The organism is Aquipuribacter aurantiacus (assembly GCF_051216895.1).
Classification (GTDB): Bacteria; Actinomycetota; Actinomycetes; order Actinomycetales; family JBBAYJ01; genus Aquipuribacter.
The window spans coordinates 1-22324 of sequence record NZ_JBPKAO010000014.1; the positions used below are offsets into that span (position 1 = coordinate 1).

Here is a 22324-nt window from a genome sequence, read left to right on the forward strand (position 1 = left end):
ACCACTCCAGGGGACTCACTCGACTTGAACAACTGACCGAATCGCGATGGGTGTTCGCTACGGGCTCGGCGCGCACCTCGAGCAGCCTCGCTCTGCACGGCCTGCACGGCCCTCGCGCAGCCCTGCACGGCCCTCGCGCAGCCCGGCTCGGCGCGGCGCGGCTCGGCGCGGCGCGGCTCGCTCGGCGCGGCGCGGCTCGCTCGGCGCGGCGCGGCTCGGCGCGACCTTGCCCCGCTCAGCGCGGCTGCCGCCTCACAGTCAGCCCTCGAGGCGCGCGAGGCGCGCCAGGCGACGGATGCCCTCGTCCAGCACCTCGTCGCGCTTGCCGAAGGTGAAGCGCACCAGGTGCCGGCCCTCCCCCGGCGTGGCGTAGAACACCTGCATCGGCACGGCCACCACGCCGCAGCGCTCGGGCAGCGACCGGCAGAAGGACAGCCCGTCGACCCCGTCCGGCAGCGTCCCGCCGAACAGCGGCCGGATGTCGGCGGCCACGAAGTACGTGCCCTGCGACACCTCGACGCCGAGCCCGGCGGCCGCGAGCCCGGCCCGCAGCCGGTCGCGCTTGGACCGCATGCTCGCCGTGAACGCCTCGAAGTAGTCGTCGTTCAGGCCCAGCGCCACCGCGACGGCCGGCTGGAACGGGGCTCCGTTCGTGTACGTCAGGTACTGCTTGACCCGCATCAGGGCCTGCACCAGCGGCTCCGGCCCGCAGACCCAGCCGATCTTCCACCCGGTGCACGAGAACGACTTGCCCGCCGAGCTGATCTGCAGCGTCCGCTCCCGCATCCCGGGCAACGAGCAGAGCGGCACGTGGCCCTGGCCGTCGGAGGAGTCGAGGACCAGGTGCTCGTAGACCTCGTCGGTGACCGCCACCACGTCGTGGGTGCGGCAGAGCTCCGCGAACCGCTCCAGCTCGGCCCGGGTCAGGACGGTGCCCGTGGGGTTGTGCGGGGAGTTGAGCAGCAGGAGCCGGGTCCGCGGCCCGAACGCCGCCCGCAGCTCGTCGGGGTCGAAGCAGAACCGGCCGTCCGCGCCCGGGCGCAGGGTGACGGGTCGCACGACCGCCCCGGCCAGGGCGACGGCCGCCGCGTAGGAGTCGTAGTGCGGGTCGAGGACGACGACCTCGTCCCCGGCCTCGCACAGCGCGAGCACCGCGGCGGTGACCGCCTCGGTCGCCCCGGCCGTGACGACCACCTCGGTCGCCGGGTCGTAGGTCAGGCCGTAGAAGCGCTGCTGGTGCGTCGCGACGGCCTCGCGCAGCTGCGGCGTGCCCGGCCCCGGCGGGTACTGGTTCACCCCGGCGTGGATGGCCCGGGCGGCTGCGTCCAGCATCTCGGCCGGGCCGTCGAAGTCCGGGAAGCCCTGACCCAGGTTGACCGCACCGGTGGCGGCGGCCAACGCCGACATCTCGGCGAAGATCGTCGTCCCGAACCCCCGCATCCGGGCCACGAGCGGCGTCGACGGCTCCGCGACAGGCATGGGGGCGAGCCTACGCAGGTCCGCCGTCGCGGGGCCCGTGTGGCAGTCTCGGCGACCGGGGGAGGTCGCCGAGAGGACGAGGAGGGTCACGTGTCGCTGCCGCTGGAGCACGTGGACTACCGGCCCGTGTTCCAGGCGATCCCCGCTCCCAGCCTGCTGGTCGACGTGAACCTCACGATCGTCGACGCCAACGACGCGTACCTGCGTGAGCTGCGCCGCGACCGGGCGGCCCTCCTCGGCCGCCCCGTCTTCGAGGCGTTCCCCGACGGACCGCACCCCCTGAGCGGCGAGGCGCTCGCCTCGTCGATGCGTCAGGTCCTGACCAGCGGGCGAGCCGACGAGCTGCCGCTGCTGGAGTACGGCGTCGAGACCGAGCCCGGGTCGGGGGTCTGGACCCGGCGCTGGTGGCGCATCGTCAACACGCCCGTCCACGGTCCCGACGGGTCGGTCACCGGCCTGCTCAACACCGTCCAGGACGTCACGACGGCGGTCGAGGAGCGCGACCGGAACGAGACGGCGCTCTCGGTGGTGTCCGAGGCCGAGCACCGCACGTCGCGGCGCCTCGCCGGCCTGGTCGAGGTGGGCATCCAGCTCGCCTCCGCCGAGACGGTCGACGACCTCACCGACGCCGTCGTGGGCCACGGCCTGTCGGTGCTGGGCGCGGACGGCGGGGCGGTGGGGGTCAGCGAGCCCGGCACGGGCACGATGCGGCTGACCACGACGGAGTCGCTGGGGCCGCAGACCCGGATGACCTACCGCGAGATCCGGCTGGACGGGCCGCTGCCGGCCGCGGTCGCCGCGCGGACCCGGACCCCGGTGCTCCTGGGGGACCGCGAGGCCGGCCTGGCCTTCTCCCCCACCATGGCCGAGGTGTACGCGACCGCCGGCCGGGAGGCCTGGGCGGCGTTCCCGCTCTTGGTCGGGCACCACGTGCTCGGGTCGATCACGATCAGCTGGGACGGCCCGCAGGAGTTCAGCAAGGCCGACACCGACCTGATGCAGGCCTTCGCCTCGCAGTGCGCCCAGGCCCTGGACCGTCTGCTGGCCCAGCAGCAGGAGCGCGAGATCGCCGCCGCCACGGCCCGGTTCGCGGAGGCCCTGCAACGCAGCCTGCTCACCGACCCGATCCAGCCGGACCACCTGCAGATCGCCGTGCGCTACCAGGCCGCGGTCCAGGAGGCCCAGGTCGGCGGGGACTGGTACGACGCGTTCCTGACCCGGGACGGCTCCACGTCGCTGGTGGTGGGTGACGTGTCGGGTCACGACCGCGACGCGGCGGCCAGCATGGCCCAGGTTCGCAACGTCCTGCGGGGGATCGGCCACGCCCTGGTGGAGCCGCCCGCCGCCGTGCTGGCCTCGCTCGACGTGGCGATGCAGAACCTGGACGTCCGGGGTCTCGCGACCGCGGTCCTGGCCCGCGTGGAGATCGACCCCGGCCGGGGCGCGGACGAGGACCAGGCCCGGATCCTGCGCTGGTCCAACGCCGGCCACCCACCCCCGATGCTGGTGCACGACGACGGCACCACCGAGCTGCTGCTGCGACCGACCGACCTGCTGCTCGGCATGGACGCCACCACGGAGCGCTTCGACCACGTCCACCCGCTGCCCCCGGGCGTCACGCTGCTGCTGTACACCGACGGCCTGGTCGAGCGGCGGGACATCGACCTCGACCAGGGTCTGCAGCGGCTCGGCACCGCGGCCTGCCGGCTGCGGGGGCTCGCGCTGGAGGACTTCACGGACGCGCTGCTCAGCGAGCTCGCGGCCGACGCCGAGGACGACGTCGTCCTGATGGCCGTGAGGGCCCACCCCAGCGGAGAGCCGCGGCCGCCCGAGGCCGGACCGGAGCGGCTGCCCGGCTCGCTGGTGGTCGACCAGGCGTGACGGGCGTCGTCGCCCCCTGGCAGCTGCGCGCGGCGTTCGCCCGCCGGCTGTCGGACATGTACGGCGCCGAGGTGCCCGCGTACACGACGCTGCTGCAGGTCAGCCACGCCGTCAACGCCGACGTCGTCGCGGCCCGGGGGGCCGACGCCGAGCGGCTGGGCCGCATCGACCGGGTCACGGCCGAGCGGCACGGCGCGATCCGGCTCGGCACCCCGCGCGAGATGGCTCAGGTGGCGAGCATCTTCGGCGCGATGGGGATGCACCCGGTCGGCTTCTACGACCTGCGCGAGACCGCGAGCGCCGTGCCCGTCATCTCCACGGCGTTCCGACCCGTCGACGCCGACGAGCTGGCCCGCAACCCGTTCCGGGTGTTCACGTCCATGCTGACCACCGCGGACCGCCGGTTCTTCTCCGCCGACCTGCAGGCCCGGTTGGAGGCGTTCCTGGGCGCGCGCGAGGTCTTCTCCCCGGACCTGGTGGCCCTGGCCGGACGGGCCGAGGCCGACGGCGGTCTGGGCGACGGCGACGCCGAGCGGTTCCTGGCGCTGGCGGTGGCCGCGTTCCAGCTGTCCGCCGAGCCCGTGGACCGCGCCTGGTACGACGAGCTCGAGGCGGTCAGCGCCGTGGCGGCCGACATCGGCGGGGTCGGGAGCACCCACGTCAACCACCTGACGCCCCGCGTGCTGGACATCGACGACCTGTACGCCCGGATGACCGACCGCGGCGTCACGATGATCGACGACATCCAGGGCCCACCCGCCTGGGAGGGCCCCGACGTGCTGCTGCGGCAGACGTCGTTCCGCGCCCTCGACGAGCCGCGCGCGTTCCGCGGGCCCGACGGCGCCGTCCGCCACGACGCGTTGCGGGTCCGGTTCGGCGAGGTCGAGGCGCGCGGCATCGCCCTGACGCCCGCGGGGCGCGAGGTGTACGACCGGGCCGTCGCCGAGGTGGCCGGGCGCGGGCTGGGCACGTCGCAGCAACGGCACGAGGCGAAGGTCGAGGTGTGGCGACGGGACCTCCCCGACTCCGAGGCCGGCCTGGCCGAGCGGGGCCTGGCCTACTTCACCTACCGTCTCGTCGACGGCGTCGTCGTGCGTGAACCGGTGGTGTACGAGGACTTCCTGCCCCAGTCCGCGGCCGGGATCTTCGCGTCCAACCTGAGCCACGACGGCGTCCGGGACGAGGACCAGGCCGGCGTCGAGCGCGACGCGGACTGGCTGGCGGGGGCGCTGCAGCGCGACCTGCACGACCCGTTCGCGCTGTACGCCGCGCAGTCGACGGCGTCCCGCGAGCGGGTGGCCGCCCAGCTGGGGGTGGCCCCGGAGACCGTCGCTCCCTCAGCGGCGGCGACCGGCGGGTGACCACCAGTACGCGCTGCCCGAGCGCGGGACGGCCCGGCGCTCGCCCGTCGCTCAGTCCGCGTGCTCGGGCGGCCACACCACCTGGAACCGCTCGAAGACCACGAGCTCGCGGGCGGGGTCCCACGCCTCGCCCAGCGCGACCAGCTGCCGCGTCCAGTAGCGGCCGTGGCCGACCAGCCACTCCTGCCGGTCCTCGTCGCCCTCGCCCTCGTCGCGGGCGAACCGGTCGTCGACGCTGTCGGCCGGCCCGACCCGCAGCTCGACCGAGCGCAGGACCACCCGCGGTCGACCGGAGCCGTCGCACGCCACCCAGTGCGACCCGATGCGCGGCGGCAGCTCACCCAGGTCGGCGAAGTCCCGCAGCAGGGCGGCCGTGGCCCGCTTGCCGCCGCCCAGCACCAGGCCGAGCAGCTCGTCCGCCAGGGCCGCGGAGTCGCCGAAGTGCTCGACCACGGGGGTGTCCCAGGCCTGGCCCGGGTGCGCCACCAGGTACTCCTGCCACATCGCGTGGGCAGCGGTGGTGTCGTGGTCGGCCACCGGAGCCCGCGGCGGCTCGTCGGCAGGTCCGGGGGCAGCGGCGGCCGGGTCGAGCGTCATGACCCCAGCCTGCCGCAGCGCAGGCCAGACTGACCGCACGCCCCCTACCCCCCAGGAGTCCACCGCATGAGCACGCCCCTGACGACCGAGCTGCGCGACACCGCCCTGGCCGCCCTGCAGCGCATCGGCGCCGAGGTCCCGCACCCGGTCGACGGCGGGGCGACGCTGACCGCCCGGTCCCCGCTGTCGGGTGAGGCGCTGCTGGACCTGCCCGCCGACGACGCCGCGGGGGTCGAGCGGGCCGTGGCCGCCGCCCACGACGCGTTCCTGACCTGGCGCTCGGTGCCGGCGCCCGCCCGTGGCGCGGTCGTCAAGCGCTTCGGCGAGCTGCTGAGCGAGCACAAGGCCGACCTGGCCACCCTGGTCACGGTCGAGGCCGGCAAGGTCACCTCGGAGGCGCTCGGCGAGGTGCAGGAGATGATCGACATCTGCGACCTGGCCGTCGGCCTCAGCCGTCAGGTCGGCGGGCGCACCATGCCCTCGGAGCGTCCCGGGCACCGCCTGATGGAGACCTGGCACCCGATCGGCGTGGTCGGCGTCATCAGCGCGTTCAACTTCCCCGCCGCCGTCTGGTCGTGGAACACCGCCGTGGCCCTGGTCTGCGGCGACCCCGTGGTGTGGAAGCCGTCGGAGCTCACCACGCTGACGGCCGTCGGCTGCAGCGCCCTGCTGGACCGGGCCCTGGTCGAGGGCGGGTACTCCCCCGACGTGCACCGCCTCGTCCTGGGCGGCCGCGAGGTGGGCGAGGCCCTGGTCGCCGACCGTCGGGTCGCGCTGCTGTCGGCCACCGGTTCGGAGCGGATGGGCGCGCAGGTCGCGCCCGTCGTCGCGGCCCGGTTCGGTCGGACGCTGCTCGAGCTCGGCGGCAACAACGCCGCGATCGTGACCCCGTCCGCCGACCTCGACATCGCGGTGCGGGGCATCGTGTTCGCCGCGGTCGGCACGGCCGGGCAGCGCTGCACGTCGATGCGCCGGCTGCTGGTGCACTCCAGCGTCGCCGAGCAGGTCCTCGACCGGCTCCGCACCGCGTACGAGGCGCTGCCGATCGGGGACCCGCGGGCCCCGGGCACCCTGGTCGGGCCCCTGGTGTCGGTGCAGGCGCGGCAGCGGATGACCGCGTCGCTGGAGCGCGCCGTGGCCGACGGCGGCGAGGTCGTCGTCGGCGGCGCAGCCGTGACGGTCGACGGGGCCGAGGGCGCCGCGTACGTGCAGCCGGCCCTGGTCCGGATGCCGCGTCAGAGCGACGTCGTCACCGAGGAGACCTTCGCGCCGATCCTCTGGGTGATGACGTACGAGGACCTGGACGAGGCCATCGCGGTGCACAACGCGGTGCCGCAGGGCCTGTCGTCGTCGATCTTCACCTCCGACGTCCGCGAGGCCGAGCGGTTCATGTCCGAGGCCGGGTCGGACTGCGGCATCGTCAACGTCAACATCGGGACCTCCGGGGCGGAGATCGGCGGTGCGTTCGGCGGCGAGAAGACGACGGGCGGCGGGCGGGAGTCCGGCTCGGACGCCTGGCGGGCCTACATGCGCCGGGCCACCAACACCGTCAACTACTCCGACGAGCTGCCGCTGGCGCAGGGGGTGAACTTCGGGTGAGCGTGCCGACGCTGCTCGCGCCCTCCGGCGACGGCCTGGGCACAGGCTGGTTGTTCCTGGCTCTGGCGGGGGTGTTCCTGCTGTTCTCGCTGTGGCGGCGGCTGCGGATCGGGCCGGTCCGTCGTCGCAGCGGCCCGGGCGGCCGCCCCGCAGGGACACGCGCGGGCCGGCCGCAGGTCGGTGAGATCTGGTGGGCGGAGGTGCCGTTCGAGGACGGCACCGGCAGCAAGGACCGGCCGTGCCTGGTCGTGGACAGCCACGGGCTCCGCCGTCAGGTGCTGACCATCACCAGCTCGGACAAGACCGGTCGACCCGGTTACGTCGAGGTCGACCGTCGCGGCTGGGGCCACGAGGACGGCACCAGCTGGCTGCGGCTGGACCGACGGGTGGCGCTCGAGCCGGGCGCGTTCCGTCGGCTCGCGGGGCCGTGCCCGCCGCGCACCTGGGCCCAGGTCGGGAAGGGGTGAACCCATGAGCGAGGCGCAGGACGACCGGACCGACGCGGCGTCACGCCGGACCGACGACGCGTCAGGCCGGACCGACGACGCGGCGGGCCGGACCGACGACGCGGCCGCCCCGTCGGCCGGGCGCACCCGCGACCGCCTCGTCGGGGCGGCGATCGCCCTCCTCGGCGTCGCCCTGGTCGTCGTCGTGGCCGTCGTCGCGTTCGCCTGGTGGGTGAGCGACCCGGCCGACGACGGCGCCTCCCCCCTCCCCGGGACGACGGACGGCGTGGTCACCGACGGCGCGACCGGCGCGGCCACGCCGCCGTCGGACCTCGGCCCGGGTGAGACCTGGCTCGGCGACCTGGTCCTGGACGCCGGCACCGTGCTCACCACCGACGCCACGCTGCGCGACGTCGAGGCCGTGGCCCAGGACGTCCGGAACGGGGCCGACGGCTCCGTGGTCGGCCGGCTCGCGGTCGAGGCCACGGTGCCGTTCGAGGTCGTGGCCGCCGAGCTGGGCGAGGGCAGCACCGTGGCGGCGGCCGAGGACGGGCAGGCGTCCGTCACCCGGGACGTCGAGGTCGCCGACCGCACGTTCACGGTGGTCGCCACCGGGACCGTCGCGGTCGCGCGCGGCCTGATCGTGGTCGAACCGACCGCCGTCGACATCGGGGGGCCGCCGTTCCTGGCCGAGGTGGTGGCCGCGGCCGCCCGTGAGCTGGTGACGATCGAGCAGGAGGTCGAGGGCCTCCCCGAGGGTCTGGTGCTGCAGGACGTCGTGGTCCTCGACGACGGCTTCCGAGTCGCGCTGGACGGCGAGGACGTCCGGATCGGGTGACACTGGGCCGGTGCTGCTCGCCGAGGTCGTCACCACGTCCGCCGCCGTCGGCGCGACCCGGTCCCGCACGGCCAAGGCGGCCGCCCTGGCCGACGTCCTGCGCCGCGCCGAGCCCGCCGAGGTCGAGCCGCTGACCGCGTGGCTGTCCGGTGAGACCCTCCAGGGGCGGGTGGGCGTGGGCTGGCGCACCCTGTCGGCGGCCACGGTCGACGCGGCCCCCGAGGCGACGCTCACCGTGCCCGCCGTCGACGCGACGCTCGACGAGCTGGCCCGGACCACCGGGCCGGGCTCCACCTCGCGCCGCGACGAGATCCTCACCGGGCTGCTCGGTGCCGCGACCGCGGCGGAGCAGACGTTCCTGGTGCGGCTGCTGACCGGTGAGCTGCGCCAGGGGGCCCTCGAGGGCCTGATGCTCGACGCCGTGGCCAAGGCCGCGGACCTGCCGGCTGCGGTCGTGCGCCGGGCGTTCATGCTGTCGGGCCGCCTGCCCCGCACCGCGGTGCTCGCCCTCACCGAGGGCGTCGAGGGCCTGCAGGCCGTCACCCTGGAGGTGGGTCGCCCCGTCCGGCCGATGCTCGCCAGCCCCGGGTCGTCGCTGGACGCGGCGCTGGCCTCGACGGGCGAGGACGTGACGGTCGAGTTCAAGCTCGACGGCGCCCGGATCCAGGTCCATCGCGACGGGGAAGAGGTGCGGGTGTGGACCCGGACCCTGCGCGAGGTCACCGACGCCGTACCCGACGTCACGGACCGGGTGCGGGCGCTGCCGTGCCGCACAGCCATCCTCGACGGCGAGACGCTGGCCCTGGACGACGACGGCCGACCGCGCGCCTTCCAGGACACCATGAGCCGCTTCGGCAGCGCCGGGCCGGGCCCGGGCGAGGCCGCCACCGTCCTGAGCCCGTTCCTGTTCGACGTGCTGCACCTGGACGGCCGGGACCTGCTCGACGAGCCCCTCCACGTGCGCCTCGAAGCCCTCGCGGGGTTGCTGGCTGACGACGAGCACGCCCCGCTGCGGATGCCCGGCACCCGCCGCCCCACCCCGGAGCAGGCCGCCGCCGTGCTCGACGACGCCCTGTCCGCGGGCCACGAGGGCGTCGTGGTCAAGGACCTCACCGCGTCCTACGCCGCCGGTCGACGGGGCAAGGCGTGGCAGAAGGTGAAGCCCGTGCACACCCTGGACCTGGTGGTGCTGGGGGCCGAGTGGGGCTACGGCCGCCGCACCGGGTCGCTGTCCAACATCCACCTGGGCGCCCTGGACCCCGACGGCGGCGCCCCGGTCATGGTGGGCAAGACGTTCAAGGGGATGACAGACGAGCTGCTGGCCTGGCAGACGACCACGTTCCCCGACCTCGCCCTCGAGCCCGCCGCCGACGGACCGGTCGTGATGATGCGGCCCGAGCTCGTCGTGGAGGTCGCGGTCGACGGCGCCCAGCGCAGCGTCCGCTACCCCGGTGGCGTCGCGCTCCGGTTCGCCCGGGTCCTGCGCTACCGGCCGGACAAGAGCCCCGCCGAGGCCGACACGCTGGACGCGATCCGGACGCTGCTGGCAGGTCAGCCCCAAGACTGACCTGGTCCGCGCCGCCGCCGCGCCCGACCGGGCCCCCGGCCGGTTCAGCGCCGGTGCAGCGGGCCAGCGCAGCGCAGCGCAGGCCAGGCCAGTGCAGCGCAGGCCAGTGCAGCGCAGGCCAGTGCAGCGCGGGCATCGGAACTTGATCGCACGTCCGACTCGGACAAGCGTCCTAGAACAAGACGGCACGCTCCAGCGCGAAGCGGACCGAGGCCGTTTCGCCCCGCCGACCCGGCGATGCGGCGATCGGCCTGTGGACGACGGTCCGGAGGCGGTTCGGCGACCTACGCTCCTGAGGGTGGGACGAGCGGACGGGTGGACGTCACCGGACCGGGGCGAGCGCACCCGGGAGGCGTTGGTCGCCGCCGGGGTGGACCTGCTGGTGGAGCGCGGCTGGGCGGCGCTGACCGTGCGGGCCGTGGCCGCGCGGGCACAGGCCCAGCCCTCGTCGATCGGCTACCACTTCGACAGCATCTGGCGGCTCAGGCACGCGGTCGTCGACGCCGCCCTGGAGGAGCTGTTCTCCTCGGTGCTGGACGACCTGTGGCGTCAGCCGACCTGGCAGCAGGGGCTGGTCGCGGTGGTCCGGACCCTGCAGGAGGAGGAGACCGGCCCCTACGGACCGGACGACGGGCCCTCGGCCGACGACCTGGTCGGGTACGCCCAGGTCGACGTCCACCGGCAGGTGGTCATCGCCCAGCTGGTGGCGGCAGCGCACGGGGACGTCCTCGTCCGCGACCAGCTGCGGCTGGCGCTGAACGACGTACGGGCCCAGCTCGTGCCGTGGCTGGAGACCACGGGGGTGCCCGCCGAGCACGCCTGGGGCACCGCGGTCCTGCTGGTCGCCGTGGTGGACGGCTTGCTGCTGCACCACCTCGTCGACCGGGACCTGGCCCTGGACGCCGTCGTGGCCTCGGTCCTGCAGCCCGCTCCGGCGCGCCACGCGGCCTAGGGGGTAGCAGCCCCGGGGGGAAGGTAACGGGGCAGGAGGACCTACGGGGCCAGGAGCTCCGCGCGCACACCGAGCAACCGGACGGGACGGTCCTGGTCGAGACGCCCCAGGGCCACCAGCGCGGCGTCCGCCAGCACCTGCCGGTCGAGGGACGGCGGACGCACGACGACACCGCGGCTGCGGGTCACGAACGGCCGGAACCGCGCCTTGACGACCACCCGCTGGACCGCCCGGCCGTCGCGGGCGACGTCGTCCGCGACCTGCTCGACCAACCCTGCGACCGCCTCGCGCAGCTGCTCGGGCCGGGTCAGGTCCTCGGGGTAGGTCGTCTCCCGGCTGATCGAGCGCGGCACCCACGGCGTCGGGTCCACCTCGGCGGTGCTGCGGCCACGACCGAGCAGCACCAGCCACGGACCGGTGCTGGGCCCGAGCTCCCCGGCGAGCGCGACGTGGTCGGCGCGGGCCAGCTGCTCGACCGTGGTGATCCCCATCGCCTCCAGCCGGGCCGAGGTGCGGGGTCCGACCCCCCACAGGGCCCGCGTCGGCCGCCCGCCCATGACCGGCAGCCAGTCCGCCTCGGTCAGGCTGGCCACTCCCCCGGGTTTGGCGAAGCCCGTCGCCGTCTTGGCCCGCAGCGTGTTGTCGCCGATCCCCACCGCGCACGACAGCCGGGTCCGCGCCAGCACCGCCTCCCGCACCTGGTGCGCCAGGGCCTGCGGGTCGTCGGTGTCCGTCCCCAGGAACGCCTCGTCCCACCCCAGCACCTGCACCAGGACCGGCAGCTCGCGCAGCACGGCCATCACCTGCGCCGACGCCTCGTCGTAGGCCTCGGCGTCGTGGGGCAGGAACACCGCCTCCGGGCACAGCCTGAGCGCCCTCGTCATCGGCACCCCGGAGTGCACGCCGTGCTCGCGGGCCTCGTACGACGCGGTCGCCACCACCTGCCGGGGTCGGGTCGGGTCGCCGTCGCCACCCACCACCACGGGCCGCCCGGCCAGCTCCGGGCGCCGGAGCACCTCCACGGCCGCGATGAACTGGTCGAGGTCGACGTGGAGCACCCAGCGGGACGGCACCCGGTCAGTCTGCTCCGGACGCCGCCCGGTGGCCCAGCGGTCCGGCCGGTCCGGGACGAACGTCCCGCGATCCCGGCCCGCGCCGCTGCCAGGGTCGTGGTGGCGGTCCGCGACCGCGGACCCGGCACCCGAAGGAGGCGCGTCATGGTCGGCACCGGCGGCGAGGCAGGTCAGATGGACGGACAGGTGGTCCTGGTCACGGGGGGGGCCCGCGGGATCGGCGAGGCCATCGCCCGCGCGGTCGTGGCGGCCGGCGGCCGGGTCCTGGTGGGTGACCTCCTGGACGAGGAGGGGACCGCGCTGGCGGCCGAGCTGGGCGAGGCGGCCCGCTACGTCCACCTCGACGTCGTCGACCCCGACGAGTGGGCCCAGGCGGTGGCCACGGCCGAGCACCTGCTCGGTCCCGTCACCGGGCTGGTGAACAACGCCGGGATCGTCACCTGGGGCCCGCTGGACCAGCTGTCCCTGGCCGACTGGGACCGGACGCTGCAGATCAACCTCACGGGCGTGTTCCTGGGGATGCAGGCCGTCATCCCCGCCCTGCGCCGTGAGGGCGGGGGGTCGATCGTCAACATCTCCTCGACCGCCGGGCTGATGGGCTACTCGTCCATCCCCGCCTACGTCGCCAGCAAGTGGGGGGTCCGGGGCCTGACGAAGGCGGCGGCGCTGGAGCTCGGCGTCGACCACATCCGGGTCAACTCGGTGCACCCGGGGCCCATCCGCACACCCATGACCGCCGGGCTGGACGAGGGCACGACCGCCGCCCAGCCGATCCCGCGGATGGGCGAGCCGGCCGAGGTGGCGTCCGTGGTGCTCATGCTGCTGGGTCCGGCGACGTACTGCACCGGCGCGGAGATCGCCGTCGACGGGGGCGCCGTCGTCGGCCAGGTGCTGCGGCCGCCCGCCCGGTGAGGGCGAGCGGGCCTCACCCGCCGCTCACCAGCCGCGCAGGGCCGCGACGATGCCGGCGTCGACCCGGGGGTCGCTGAGCGCCACCCGGCTGGAGCTGCTCAGCACGTCGGTGATCTCCGCCTCGGGCAGACCCGCGCGGACGTCGGTCCGGAAGCCCTTGGCCGCCGTGCTGAGCAGCACGACCCGGCTCGGGCCCTCCATGACCTGCAGCCAGCGACGCAGGAACGCGCGCACCAGGGCCCGCTCCAGCTTGAGCGACTTGTCCCAGGCGATGCAGTTCCAGTGCACGACCTCGTAGCGCTCGAGGCCGGCGTCGCCGCACAGGCGCCACATCCGCTCCGAGATCGGGTCGTCGTTGTCGGTGGAGGCGAACCCGCTGCCGCCCGCGGACTCCAGCGCCGAGGCGCTGGGTGCCTCGGTGAGCACCACGAGGCGGGCGTGCACCCCGCCGGAGGCCGGGTCGACCCGGGGCAGGTGCGCCTCGGGCTCCTTGACCCCGGCCCGCGACATCGCGCCGAGCATGTCGTTGCGGGCGGACTCGAAGGGCTTGACGTGCTCGGCGGCCACGGCGTCGCGCTTGCGCTGGAGCACCTCGGGGGCGTCGTGGCTGCGGGCGCGCTCGAAGGGTTCGTCGCCGATGAGGCCGCGTAGGAGGCCGTCGTCCAGTTCAGGCATGGGTACACCTTGGCCGCTCCAGGGCCCTGACCGCTAACCAGGGCACAGAACGGACGTCGCTACCACGCTTCTCAGCCCGCCGCCGCCAGCTCGACGAAGCGTCTCGCGGCCGCCGTCCGGGTCCGTCCGCGCCGCCAGACGAGCTCCACGTCGCGCATCGGCAGCCCCGGTGACGGCGTCAGCACCCGCACCCCCGGGTCGTCCACGTCCACCGCCAGCAGCGGCATGACCGACGCACCGATCCCCGCCCGGACCATGGCCTGCACGGCGCCGTTGTCGTTGGTGCGGAACACGTACGTGGGCTCGACCCCGGCGGCGTGCAGCCCGGCGTCGATGCCGCGCTGGCAGCTGTCCAGGTGGCTCTGCCCGATCATCGGTCGGCCGTTGAGCTCGGTGAGGGGGTACGACTCGTCACCGTCCGCGGCCCACGACAGCGGGACGACCACCATCATCGGGTCCTGGCGGATCAGCACCGACTCCACGCGGTCGTCGGTGACCGGACCGACGGCGAACGCGATCTCGCAGTCGTCGGCGAGGACCCGGTCGACGAGGTCGCCGATCTCCTCCTCGAACAGCCGCACCTCCAACCGGGGCGACTCCTCACGGAGGCGTCCGAGCAGGGTGGGCAGCAGCTGCACCGACACCGACTGGAACGTGCCGATCACCAGACGGCCGCTGGTGCCCGCCTTGAGCTCCTCCAGCTCGTCGGAGGCCAGCGACAGCCGGTCGAGCACCGCGGTGGCGTGACGCAGCAGCAGGCGCCCCGCCGGGGTCAGCGACGGGGAGCGGGGCCCGCCCGGGCGGTCGAACACCGGCGTGCCCACCGCCTTCTCCAGACCGGCGATCTGCTGGCTGATGGCGGACTGGCTGAAGCCCAGCACGTCGCCGGCCCGGCCGAACGAGCCCTCCTCCGCGACCGCCGACAGGGCTACGAGGTGCCGGATCTCGATGTCGCTGACGGGAGCCATGTCCATAAGCGTAAGGGATGACAATGATGAGTAGGCATCGTTGGACCTTATGAGCCTCAGTCCGTACCGTTACCTCAGGACAACCCGTCCGCACAACCCCAGCACGACGTCCGCCAGCGTTGCCGGACCCGAAACCCCGAGAGGAGTCCAGCTCATGAACCGCTTCGACACCAAGGCCGTCATCGACCTCGCGGAGGCCGTCGACCGCGACGGCCTCGACCGTCACGCCGACACCCTCTTCGCCCTGGCGGAGCAGGCCTCCGACATCGGGGTGAGCCAGGTCCTCCGGCAGGTCATGCTCGACACCGACGAGCCCTACGTGGCCCGGGTCCGCGCCTTCACCCTGATGAGCGGCGCCGTAGCCAACCGTGGCGTGCGCAGCCGGCTGGCCGCCCGCCGTCCGGTCGCGCCGGTCGCCGTCGCCGCCTGACCCACCGGGGCGGCCCTCGGCCGCCCCCTCTCGACGACCCGTCGACGACCTCACGGTCGTCGGCGGGTCGTCGTGCGTCCCGGGCTACGTTCCCGACATGGTCGACCACGCCCCGTCCCCGCGACCCGCCTCGCCCGACGGCCTCGCCGCCCAGCTGCTCCTGCTCGCCGTGGGCGAGCGCGCCCGCTTCACCACCGCCGGCGACGTCCGTCCGCTGGTCGCGGCGGCGACCCTGGCCGACGACGTCCTCACCGGTCGCCCTCTCGGGTCGGTCGTCCCCGGGCCCGACCGTCTGCACGCCCACCTGCGGGGCCCCGAGGCGGAGGCCGCGTTCCAGGCCGCCGCCGCCGCGCTGGTGCGTGCGGGCCGCCTGCGACCGCACGCGCACCGCGTGCTGGGGCTGTTCCCCCGGGAGGGCTTCGCCGTCACCGACCCCGGGGCGCGGGCCCACGTCACCCAGCACGTCACCGCCGCCCTGGTACCGGGCCGGCACGTCGCGACCCGTGATGCGGTCCTGGCCGCGCTGGCCTCGGTCAGCGGGCTCGCGCGACCGCTGGTGCCGCTGCGCTCGCGCGACGAACGGGACGCGATGCGGGCGCACGTCAACGCGCTCGCCGACCGGATGGGCGCCGACCAGCGGGGCGCCGACCTGGTCGAGGTCGTCCGGGGTCTGCGGCGGGCCTACCGCCGCAAGGACGCCGACGACACGGCCGTGGTGTTCGTGCCCGGCTCGGACCGTGACGGTTTCGGCGACCGGGGCGGGGACGGCAGCGCCGACGGTGGCGGGGACGGCGGCGACGGCGGAGGCGGCGGGGGCGGGGAGTGACGCGGGCCCGGCCGGGCGGGGACGACAGGCCTCACACGAACACGGCGGCCGTCCACAGGTGCAGCAGGGCGTACCCGCGGTAGGGCCGCCAGTCCTCGGCGCGCCGGTCGGCCTCGCGGGGCGTCCGCACGCCGAGCGCGCGCCGCAGGACGAGGTCGCCGGGCAACCAGGCGTCCGGGTCGCGCAGGCAGCGCAGCCCGACGTAGTCCGCCGTCCACGGCCCGATGCCCGGCAGCGCCAGCAGGGCGCTGCGGGTGGCGGCCCTCGCGTCGGCGTCGTCGGGACAGGGGTCCAGGACCAGGCCCTCGGCCGCGGCGGCCGCGACCACGTGCAGGGTGCGGGCCCGGGCGTGCGTGACCCCGGTGGCCCGCTGCAGCCGCTCCGGCCCGGCCGTCGCGAGCACCGCCGGGTCGGGCAGCCAGCGGAGCCCACCCGGGCCGACGGTCCCGAACTCGTCCAGCAGCCGGGCCGCGAAGGTCCGGGCGGCGGCGAGCGACACCTGCTGCCCCAGCACCGCCAGCAGGGCGGTCTCGGTCCCGTCGACCGAGCCGGGCACCCGCAGCCCGGGGCGGGCGGCCACCGAGGGCGCCAGCAGCGGGTCCTGGGCGAGCAGCCGCTCACCCGTCGTGGTGTCGGTCCCCAGGTCCAGCCAGGACCGGACCCGGGCCACCACGTGCGGGACGTCGTCCGGGTGGGCCGGCTCGCAGCTCAGGTCCACGTGGTCCCCGCCCGGACCGGGGAAGCCCACCCGCACCAGCGCCGGACCGTGGGGGGCCGGCACCAGCCGGGTGTGCACCCTGGCCCGGCCGTCGTGCCGCTCGACGCCGGGGACGGCGTGGGCGGCCAGGAACGCCAGCAGCGGCTCCACCGCCAGCGGGACGGGGTGGGGCAGGGACAGCTCGACGACGGTCGGCGAGGTCCCCACCGGCACAGCCTGCCGCCTCGCCGCGCGGTCCGCCCGGGCTGGTACGTCCCGGGCTCAGCCCGGAGCGCGGCTCAGGTCCTCCCGCACACGGTCGTGCCCGTCGCCGCAGCCGACCTCGACCATGACGGCGCGGTTGCGACCCCCGGACTTGGCGGCGTACATGGCCCCGTCGGCGGCGGCGATCATGGTCTCGGCCTGCACGACCTGGCCGGGGCCGGGCAGCAGCACGGCCACCCCGACGCTCACCCCGACGGCCACGGTCCCCGCGGCTCCGGGCACCTCGAACGGCGCCGCGACCGCGTCGACGAGGCGGCCGGCCACCCGCATCGGTTCGTCGTGGGGCGGCTCGAGCAGCACGGCGAACTCGTCGCCGCTGAGCCGGGCCACGGTGTCCGAGCTGCGCAGGCAGGCCCGCAGCCGGTCGGCCACCTCGCGCAGCACGGCGTCGCCCGCCAGGTGACCGAGCGTGTCGTTCACGGCCTTGAACCCGTCGAGGTCGCAGTAGAGCACCACCAGCCCGCGGCCGTCCCGGGCGTGCCGGGCGAGCACCTGGTCCAGCCGCGCCAGCACCATGGCCCGGTTGGACAGCCCGGTCAGGCCGTCGTGCATGACCTCGTGGGCGAGCGCGGCCTCGCGGACCTGCAGCTGCACGAGGAGCCGGTCGTTGTCGCGCACGACCAGGTACTGCCGCACCAGCAGCAGCCCGATGAGCACCGCGGCGAGCAGGATCTCGATCGCGGGCGGGACCACCCCGGCGAGGGCGGAGACGATCACGGCCCCGAGGGCGATGGCCACGGCCACGTAGGGCAGGGCGAACAGCCCGTGGGCCGGGAGGCGGCGGTCGGCGACGGTGGCCGGTCCCCCGCGGGCCACCACGGCGGCGGCCGCGACCAGCAGGAACCCGGTGACCCAGCCCGCGCTGATCACGTTGCCCGTGGCGTAGGCCCCGACCGAGAGCAGGTACACGTAGGCGGAGTCCGCCACCGCCAGGCTCAGCATGCCTGCGGCGACGAGCAGGACGTACGGCCGGGCCCCCACCCCGGTGCGGGCCACCAGCAGCAGGACGACGGTCGCGGAGACCAGGCCGCCGAACGGGTAGGCGAGCGCGAGCGCGAACCCCAGGGACGTCGCCCCGCCCTCGTCCAGCACCGTCCCCAGCACGGTCTTCCACGACAGCATCAGCAGCGCCCCGGCCAGCAGCGCCCCGTCGATCAGGTCCCGGGCCCCGGCGGAGGGTTGCGGGCCGCCGCGCCAGCGGAGCAGGCCGACCACGGCCAGCAGCGGGAAGCCCAGGAAGCCGGCGTCGGCCAGGCTCGGGAACGGCGGCTCGACGCGGCGCAGCAGCTCGTACCAGCTCCAGACGGCCTGCCCGGCGGCCCAGGAGGCGCAGGCGGCGGCCAGCCAACCCCACAGCCGTCGGTCGCGGCCGTCGCAGCGGCGGGCCGCCGCCAGGGCCAGCACGGCGGCCAGGGCCGGCGCGGCGAGCTGGACCAGGTTGTCGACCGCGGTCGTGACGAACGCACCGTCGGGCAGCAGGTGGACGGCCACGGCGAACACCACGCCCAGGACGACGGCACCGGTCGCGGCCGTCGTCCAGCGCAGGCCTGACCGTCGCTCGGTCTCGTCGGTGCGGTGCACCCCTGAGGTATCGGCACGCCCGAGCCCGGCCCTGAGCCCTGCCCTGCGCCCGGCGCGTGCGCGTGCGCCCGCTCAGCCCGCCAGGAAGCCGAGGACCACGACCCCGGCGGCGGCGACCACCAGCCAGAAGGCCCCGCGGCCGACGTCGCGCCCGCCCCGCCCGCCCGCCAGGACCCGCCACGCGGCCAGCCCGCCCAGCAGCGCACCCGCACCCAGCAGGGTCGCGGCCACCGCCGCCCGCACGCCCTCGGCGGCCAGCGCGCCGGGCAGCAGCACCAGGGCGGCCACCGCGACGACGAGCCCGGCCCCCAGCGCCGACGCCGTCGGTCCCAGCCGCTGGGGCAGGCCCCGCACCCCGGTCCGGGCGTCGTCCTCGGCGTCGGGGATCGTGTTGGCCAGGTGGGCGGCCACGCCGAGCAGGGCCGCGGCGACCAGGACGGGCGCCTCGGGCCAGGCGGCGGGCGTGGCCGCCAGCGTCGCCACCGCCGGGAGCAGCCCGAAGGAGACCGCGTACGGCGCCGGGCTGGCGAGGGTGGACTTGACCCCGAGGTCGTAGGCCAGGCCGGACGCGACCGCCACCAGGTGCACCACCCCGGCGGCCGGCCCGAGCAGCAGGGACAGGAACCCGCACGCGAACCCGGCCAGCAGGGCCGCGGCCCCGACGACCCCGCGCCCGACCTGCCCGGCGGCCACGGGCTTGTCCAGCCGCCCGGCCGCGGTGTCGCGGCCGGCGTCGGCCCAGTCGTTCAGCCAGCCGATGGTCAGCTGACCGGTCAGCACGGCCCCGACCAGCAGGACCAGCGTCGCCAGGGGCAGGTCGGCCCCGAGCACGCCCCAGGCCAGCGCGAACGTCGTGACGGCCAGGGTCGGTCCGGCGTGCGCGGCCCTGACCAGGGCCGACAGGGGCGGGTCCAGGCCGCCGTCCGCTCTCATCGGGGCACCGTATGCCCGCGGCAGACCGCGCGGGCGGGCGCCGCCTGCCGTACGGTCGGGCCATGTCGGTCATCGCCGCCGTCGGTGGCGCCGTCCCGGAGCACCGATACCCCCAGGAGCAGATCACCGAGGCCTTCGCCCGGGTGGTCCTCGGGGAGCAGAGCGACCGGTTGCCCGTGCTGCGCCGGCTGCACGCGTCCGCGCAGGTCCGCACCCGTCACCTGGCCCTGCCGCTGGAGGACTACTGGTCGCTCGCGGGGTTCACGGCCGCCAACGACGCCTTCGTCGAGGTCGGGCTCATCCTGGCGGAGCGGGCGATCCGGCAGGCGCTCGACGACGCCGGCCTGGACCCCGGCGACGTGGACCTCATCGTCAGCACGTCGGTCACCGGGGTGGCCGCGCCCAGCTTGGACGCCCGCCTGGTCGGTCGGCTCGGCCTGCGCCCCGACGTCAAGCGCGTCCCCATGTTCGGGCTGGGCTGCGTCGCCGGGGCGGCCGGGATCGCCCGCCTGCACGACTACCTGCTGGGCCACCCCGACGAGGTCGCCGTCCTGGTCGCGGTCGAGCTCTGCTCGCTGACGGTCCAGCGGGACGACACGTCGATGGCCAACCTGGTCGCCAGCGGCCTGTTCGGCGACGGCGCCGCGGCGGTCGTCATGACCGGCGCCGCCCGGACCCCGGCCGCCGCGGGGTCGTCCGGGGCCTCGGTGCCCTTCCGCACGCCCACCGTGGTCGACACCCGCAGCCGGATGTACCCCGACACCGAACGGGTGATGGGCTGGGACATCGGCAGCAGCGGGTTCCGCATCGTCCTGGACGCCACCGTCCCCGACGTCATCGAGAAGTTCCTGCGCGACGACGTCGAGAAGTTCCTCGCCGACCACGGCCTGACGGTCGCCGACATCGGCACCTGGGTCGCCCACCCCGGCGGGCCCAAGGTGCTCCAGGCCATGCAGCGCTGCCTCGAGCTGCCCGAGGGGGCGCTGTCGCTGACCTGGGACTCCCTCGCCGACGTCGGCAACCTGTCCAGCGCGTCGGTGCTGCAGGTGCTGCGGGCGACCACCCGGGAGCGCGACCCCGAGCCGGGCAGCCCCGGCCTGCTGCTGGCCATGGGGCCGGGGTTCTGCGCCGAGCTCGTGCTGCTGCGCTGGTGAGCGCGTGACCGTCTCGCAGTGGACCTTCGTCGGCCTGGTCGTCGTGGTCGCGCTCGCACGCCTGGTCGAGCTGTCCGTCGCCGCCCGGCACCTGCGGTGGGCCCGCGAGCGGGGCGGCGTGGAGCGTGGGGCGGGCCACTACCCGGTCATGGTCGCGCTGCACAGCGCCCTGCTGGTGGGGGCCCCGCTGGAGGTCTGGCTCGCCGACCGCCCGCTCGTCCCGGCGCTGGCGGCCTCCATGCTCGTCCTGCTGGTGCTGGCGCACGTGCTGCGCTGGTGGTGCATCACCTCGCTCGGGCCGCAGTGGAACACCCGGGTCGTGGTGGTCCCGGGCCTGCCGCTGGTGACCCGTGGGCCGTACCGCTGGCTGCGGCACCCCAACTACGTGGCCGTCGTCGTCGAGGGGTTCGCGCTGCCCCTGGTCCACGGCGCCTGGGTGACGGCCACGTTGTTCACGGTGGCGAACCTGGCCCTGCTGCGGTGGCGGATCCGGGTCGAGGAGCAGGCGATGGCGGAGCTCGCGGGCCCGCCCGCGCCGGATCGCCGACCGCGACCGTGAGCCGCCACGCGATGGGCCGGCCCGCCGCGCGCAGGCCCGCCGCGCGCAGGCCCGCCGCGCGCAGGCCCGACGTGGACCTCGTCGTCCTCGGTGCGGGGCCGGTGGGTCTGGCCGCCGCCGTCGAGGCGGCCGCAGCCGGGTTGTCGGTGCTGGTGGCCGACCCGCGGTCCGGTCCGGCCGACAAGGCCTGCGGGGAGGGCCTGATGCCGGGCGCCCGACGGTCCCTGGAACGGCTCGGCGTCGGCCTGACGCCCGGCGTGGACGCCATGCCGTTCCGAGGGATCCGCTACCTGTCACCGGGGCACTGCGTCACGGCCGACTTCGCCGCCGGACCCGGCCTGGGTGTGCGCCGCACCACGCTGGCCCAGGCCCTCACGGCCCGCGCCGAGGCCGTCGGGGTCCGACGTGTCCACGTCCGGGCCGGGGCTCCGCGCCAGGACGACGAGGGCGTCGACGTGGCCGGGGTGCGGGCCCGCTGGTGCATCGCCGCGGACGGCCTGCACTCCCCCGCCCGACGCGCCCTCGGCCTGGACGCCCCCCGACGGACGGGTCCCGGGGGCACCCGGTTCGGCCTGCGTCGGCACTACCGGACCGCCCCCTGGAGCGAGCACGTGGACGTGCTCTGGGCCCGCGACGCCGAGGCCTACGTCACCCCGGTCGCGCCCGACGTGGTGGGGGTGGCCGTCCTGACGTCGCGACCGGGCGGGCTGGACGAGCACCTGCGGGCGTTCCCCGGGCTGCTGGACCGCCTGGACGGCGTCGAGCACGCCTCCAGCACCCGTGGCGCCGGCCCGCTGCGGCAGGCCGCCGCACGCGCCCGGGCCGGGCGGGTCCTGCTGGCCGGGGACGCGGCCGGCTACGTCGACGCCCTCACGGGCGAGGGCATCGCGGTGGGCCTGGCCACGGCCCGGGAGGCCGTCGCCTGCGTCCTCGCCGACGACGCGGCCGGCTACGACCGCCGGTGGCAGGCCGCCAGCCGGGACTACCGCGTGCTCACCGAGGGCCTGCTGCGCGCCTCCGCGAACCCGGTCCTGCGCCGCGCCCTGGTCCCGGCGGCCGAGCGGCTGCCCTGGGCCTTCCGGGCCGTCGTCGACCGCCTGGCCGCCTGACCCGACCCGACACGGCCCCGGGCGCCGGCCCCGGGGGCCGGGGCCGGTCGGGTCGCACGGGCCGGCCCGTGCGACGCGGTCACCCGGACGGGCTATCCGGCGGGGCGGGGGCGCGCGCCGATCACCTGGGGGCGACGACGCCGCCCGACGGCCGCCCGCTGTCCCTCGTCCAGGCCGACCCCCGCACCGGGCCGGAGGCCCGCCGGGTGTCACCGGTGTCGCTGCGGGCCCGCCCGAGCGAGACGGTCACCGAGGTGCTGCACCGGGCCATGGGCCGGGAGCCCGGGACCCGCTACGACCCGGTGGTCGTCACCGACCCCCGCGGCCGGGTGGTCGGCGTGGTGCCGGTGGACGCGCTGGTCGGCCGGGTCCTGACGGACCGCTGAGGCCGCTGAGGCCGCT

At 75.9% G+C, this 22324-nt stretch carries 22 protein-coding genes; 14 read left to right on the plus strand and 8 right to left on the minus strand.

The window, feature by feature from the left end; translation table 11 throughout:
* Positions 1–258: 258 nt before the first annotated feature.
* Positions 259–1479 carry a pyridoxal phosphate-dependent aminotransferase gene (locus ACR80Q_RS16090; RefSeq protein ID WP_435378663.1) on the minus strand — a complete coding sequence of 407 codons (1221 nt, stop codon included), beginning with the start codon at positions 1477–1479 and terminating at the stop codon, positions 259–261.
* Positions 1480–1569: 90 nt separating this feature from the next.
* Between ACR80Q_RS16090 and ACR80Q_RS16095 the strand changes: the two genes are divergently transcribed.
* Positions 1570–3360, plus strand: a complete 1791-nt coding sequence (locus tag ACR80Q_RS16095; RefSeq protein ID WP_435378664.1) for a SpoIIE family protein phosphatase — start codon at positions 1570–1572, stop codon at positions 3358–3360.
* Positions 3357–4721, plus strand: coding sequence for a 2-oxoadipate dioxygenase/decarboxylase (gene hglS, locus ACR80Q_RS16100; protein WP_435378665.1), 1365 nt, complete (start codon positions 3357–3359; stop codon positions 4719–4721). Before ACR80Q_RS16095 ends, hglS begins: the two co-directional genes overlap by 4 nt.
* A 51-nt stretch (positions 4722–4772) precedes the next feature.
* Here the strand turns inward: hglS and ACR80Q_RS16105 are convergent, their stop codons facing one another.
* Positions 4773–5318: an ASCH domain-containing protein gene (locus ACR80Q_RS16105; RefSeq protein WP_435378666.1), complete on the minus strand. Its 546-nt coding sequence runs from the start codon at positions 5316–5318 to the stop codon at positions 4773–4775.
* A gap of 66 nt (positions 5319–5384) precedes the next feature.
* Between ACR80Q_RS16105 and amaB the strand changes: the two genes are divergently transcribed.
* The 5 genes from amaB to ACR80Q_RS16130 all read left to right on the plus strand — a co-directional run bounded on the left by amaB (position 5385) and on the right by ACR80Q_RS16130 (position 10720).
* Entirely contained in the window at positions 5385–6917 is a 1533-nt protein-coding gene (gene amaB, locus ACR80Q_RS16110; RefSeq protein ID WP_435378667.1) for an L-piperidine-6-carboxylate dehydrogenase, read from the plus strand.
* Positions 6914–7384: a type II toxin-antitoxin system PemK/MazF family toxin gene (locus ACR80Q_RS16115; protein ID WP_435378668.1), complete on the plus strand. Its 471-nt coding sequence runs from the start codon at positions 6914–6916 to the stop codon at positions 7382–7384. Before amaB ends, ACR80Q_RS16115 begins: the two co-directional genes overlap by 4 nt.
* Before the next feature lie 4 nt (positions 7385–7388).
* Entirely contained in the window at positions 7389–8201 is an 813-nt protein-coding gene (locus ACR80Q_RS16120) for an LmeA family phospholipid-binding protein (protein WP_435378669.1), read from the plus strand.
* Positions 8202–8211: 10 nt separating this feature from the next.
* Positions 8212–9768: an ATP-dependent DNA ligase gene (locus ACR80Q_RS16125; protein ID WP_435378670.1), complete on the plus strand. Its 1557-nt coding sequence runs from the start codon at positions 8212–8214 to the stop codon at positions 9766–9768.
* Positions 9769–10066: 298 nt separating this feature from the next.
* Complete coding sequence (locus ACR80Q_RS16130; RefSeq protein ID WP_435378671.1) at positions 10067–10720, plus strand: TetR family transcriptional regulator; 654 nt, start codon at positions 10067–10069, stop codon at positions 10718–10720.
* 41 nt (positions 10721–10761) lie between these two features.
* Here the strand turns inward: ACR80Q_RS16130 and ACR80Q_RS16135 are convergent, their stop codons facing one another.
* A complete protein-coding gene (locus tag ACR80Q_RS16135; RefSeq protein WP_435378672.1) occupies positions 10762–11793 on the minus strand; it encodes a DNA polymerase IV in 1032 nt (343 codons plus the stop codon).
* 144 nt (positions 11794–11937) lie between these two features.
* Between ACR80Q_RS16135 and ACR80Q_RS16140 the strand changes: the two genes are divergently transcribed.
* Positions 11938–12705: an SDR family NAD(P)-dependent oxidoreductase gene (locus ACR80Q_RS16140; RefSeq protein WP_435378673.1), complete on the plus strand. Its 768-nt coding sequence runs from the start codon at positions 11938–11940 to the stop codon at positions 12703–12705.
* Between the two features lie 24 nt (positions 12706–12729).
* Here ACR80Q_RS16140 and ACR80Q_RS16145 read toward each other — a convergent pair whose 3' ends face one another.
* Together ACR80Q_RS16145 and ACR80Q_RS16150 are read right to left on the minus strand one after the other, a co-directional pair.
* Positions 12730–13380, minus strand: coding sequence for a uracil-DNA glycosylase family protein (locus ACR80Q_RS16145; protein WP_435378674.1), 651 nt, complete (start codon positions 13378–13380; stop codon positions 12730–12732).
* A gap of 71 nt (positions 13381–13451) precedes the next feature.
* Complete coding sequence (locus tag ACR80Q_RS16150) at positions 13452–14348, minus strand: LysR family transcriptional regulator (protein ID WP_435378675.1); 897 nt, start codon at positions 14346–14348, stop codon at positions 13452–13454.
* Positions 14349–14502: 154 nt separating this feature from the next.
* On the opposite strand from ACR80Q_RS16150, the gene ACR80Q_RS16155 reads away from it, so the two are divergent.
* A complete protein-coding gene (locus ACR80Q_RS16155) occupies positions 14503–14778 on the plus strand; it encodes a hypothetical protein (RefSeq protein WP_435378676.1) in 276 nt (91 codons plus the stop codon).
* A gap of 97 nt (positions 14779–14875) precedes the next feature.
* Positions 14876–15604 (plus strand): GPP34 family phosphoprotein, encoded by a 729-nt coding sequence (locus ACR80Q_RS16160; protein WP_435378677.1) that lies wholly within the window; start codon positions 14876–14878, stop codon positions 15602–15604.
* Positions 15605–15635: 31 nt separating this feature from the next.
* Here the strand turns inward: ACR80Q_RS16160 and ACR80Q_RS16165 are convergent, their stop codons facing one another.
* The 3 genes from ACR80Q_RS16165 to ACR80Q_RS16175 form a co-directional block, all read right to left on the minus strand.
* Complete coding sequence (locus tag ACR80Q_RS16165) at positions 15636–16529, minus strand: DNA-3-methyladenine glycosylase family protein (protein ID WP_435378678.1); 894 nt, start codon at positions 16527–16529, stop codon at positions 15636–15638.
* A 54-nt stretch (positions 16530–16583) separates the two neighbouring features.
* Positions 16584–18167: a diguanylate cyclase domain-containing protein gene (locus ACR80Q_RS16170; RefSeq protein ID WP_435378679.1), complete on the minus strand. Its 1584-nt coding sequence runs from the start codon at positions 18165–18167 to the stop codon at positions 16584–16586.
* A 72-nt stretch (positions 18168–18239) separates the two neighbouring features.
* On the minus strand, positions 18240–19100 hold the full coding sequence (locus tag ACR80Q_RS16175) for a UbiA family prenyltransferase (protein ID WP_435378680.1): 861 nt from the start codon (positions 19098–19100) through the stop codon (positions 18240–18242).
* A 62-nt stretch (positions 19101–19162) separates the two neighbouring features.
* Between ACR80Q_RS16175 and ACR80Q_RS16180 the strand changes: the two genes are divergently transcribed.
* The 4 genes from ACR80Q_RS16180 to ACR80Q_RS16195 all read left to right on the plus strand — a co-directional run bounded on the left by ACR80Q_RS16180 (position 19163) and on the right by ACR80Q_RS16195 (position 22308).
* Complete coding sequence (locus ACR80Q_RS16180; RefSeq protein WP_435378681.1) at positions 19163–20254, plus strand: type III polyketide synthase; 1092 nt, start codon at positions 19163–19165, stop codon at positions 20252–20254.
* 4 nt (positions 20255–20258) lie between these two features.
* The gene (locus ACR80Q_RS16185) at positions 20259–20813 is read left to right on the plus strand and encodes an isoprenylcysteine carboxyl methyltransferase family protein (RefSeq protein ID WP_435378682.1); all 555 of its coding nucleotides are present in this window, start codon (positions 20259–20261) and stop codon (positions 20811–20813) included.
* Entirely contained in the window at positions 20810–21922 is a 1113-nt protein-coding gene (locus ACR80Q_RS16190) for an NAD(P)/FAD-dependent oxidoreductase (RefSeq protein ID WP_435378683.1), read from the plus strand. Before ACR80Q_RS16185 ends, ACR80Q_RS16190 begins: the two co-directional genes overlap by 4 nt.
* Positions 21923–21990: 68 nt before the next feature.
* Positions 21991–22308 (plus strand): hypothetical protein, encoded by a 318-nt coding sequence (locus tag ACR80Q_RS16195; RefSeq protein WP_435378684.1) that lies wholly within the window; start codon positions 21991–21993, stop codon positions 22306–22308.
* Positions 22309–22324: the final 16 nt, after the last annotated feature.

Excerpts from the sequence above, each read along its gene's own strand:
- ACR80Q_RS16155 (WP_435378676.1), top strand. The coding sequence starts at position 14,503 with ATGAACCGCTTCGACACCAAGGCCGTCATCGACCTCGCGGAGGCCGTC.
- ACR80Q_RS16160 (WP_435378677.1), top strand. The coding sequence starts at position 14,876 with ATGGTCGACCACGCCCCGTCCCCGCGACCCGCCTCGCCCGACGGCCTC.
- ACR80Q_RS16175 (WP_435378680.1), bottom strand. The coding sequence starts at position 19,100 with ATGAGAGCGGACGGCGGCCTGGACCCGCCCCTGTCGGCCCTGGTCAGG.
- ACR80Q_RS16105 (WP_435378666.1), bottom strand. The coding sequence starts at position 5,318 with ATGACGCTCGACCCGGCCGCCGCTGCCCCCGGACCTGCCGACGAGCCG.
- ACR80Q_RS16140 (WP_435378673.1), top strand. The coding sequence starts at position 11,938 with ATGGTCGGCACCGGCGGCGAGGCAGGTCAGATGGACGGACAGGTGGTC.
- ACR80Q_RS16150 (WP_435378675.1), bottom strand. The coding sequence starts at position 14,348 with ATGGCTCCCGTCAGCGACATCGAGATCCGGCACCTCGTAGCCCTGTCG.
- ACR80Q_RS16145 (WP_435378674.1), bottom strand. The coding sequence starts at position 13,380 with ATGCCTGAACTGGACGACGGCCTCCTACGCGGCCTCATCGGCGACGAA.
- ACR80Q_RS16120 (WP_435378669.1), top strand. The coding sequence starts at position 7,389 with ATGAGCGAGGCGCAGGACGACCGGACCGACGCGGCGTCACGCCGGACC.
- ACR80Q_RS16090 (WP_435378663.1), bottom strand. The coding sequence starts at position 1,479 with ATGCCTGTCGCGGAGCCGTCGACGCCGCTCGTGGCCCGGATGCGGGGG.
- amaB (WP_435378667.1), top strand. The coding sequence starts at position 5,385 with ATGAGCACGCCCCTGACGACCGAGCTGCGCGACACCGCCCTGGCCGCC.
- ACR80Q_RS16180 (WP_435378681.1), top strand. The coding sequence starts at position 19,163 with ATGTCGGTCATCGCCGCCGTCGGTGGCGCCGTCCCGGAGCACCGATAC.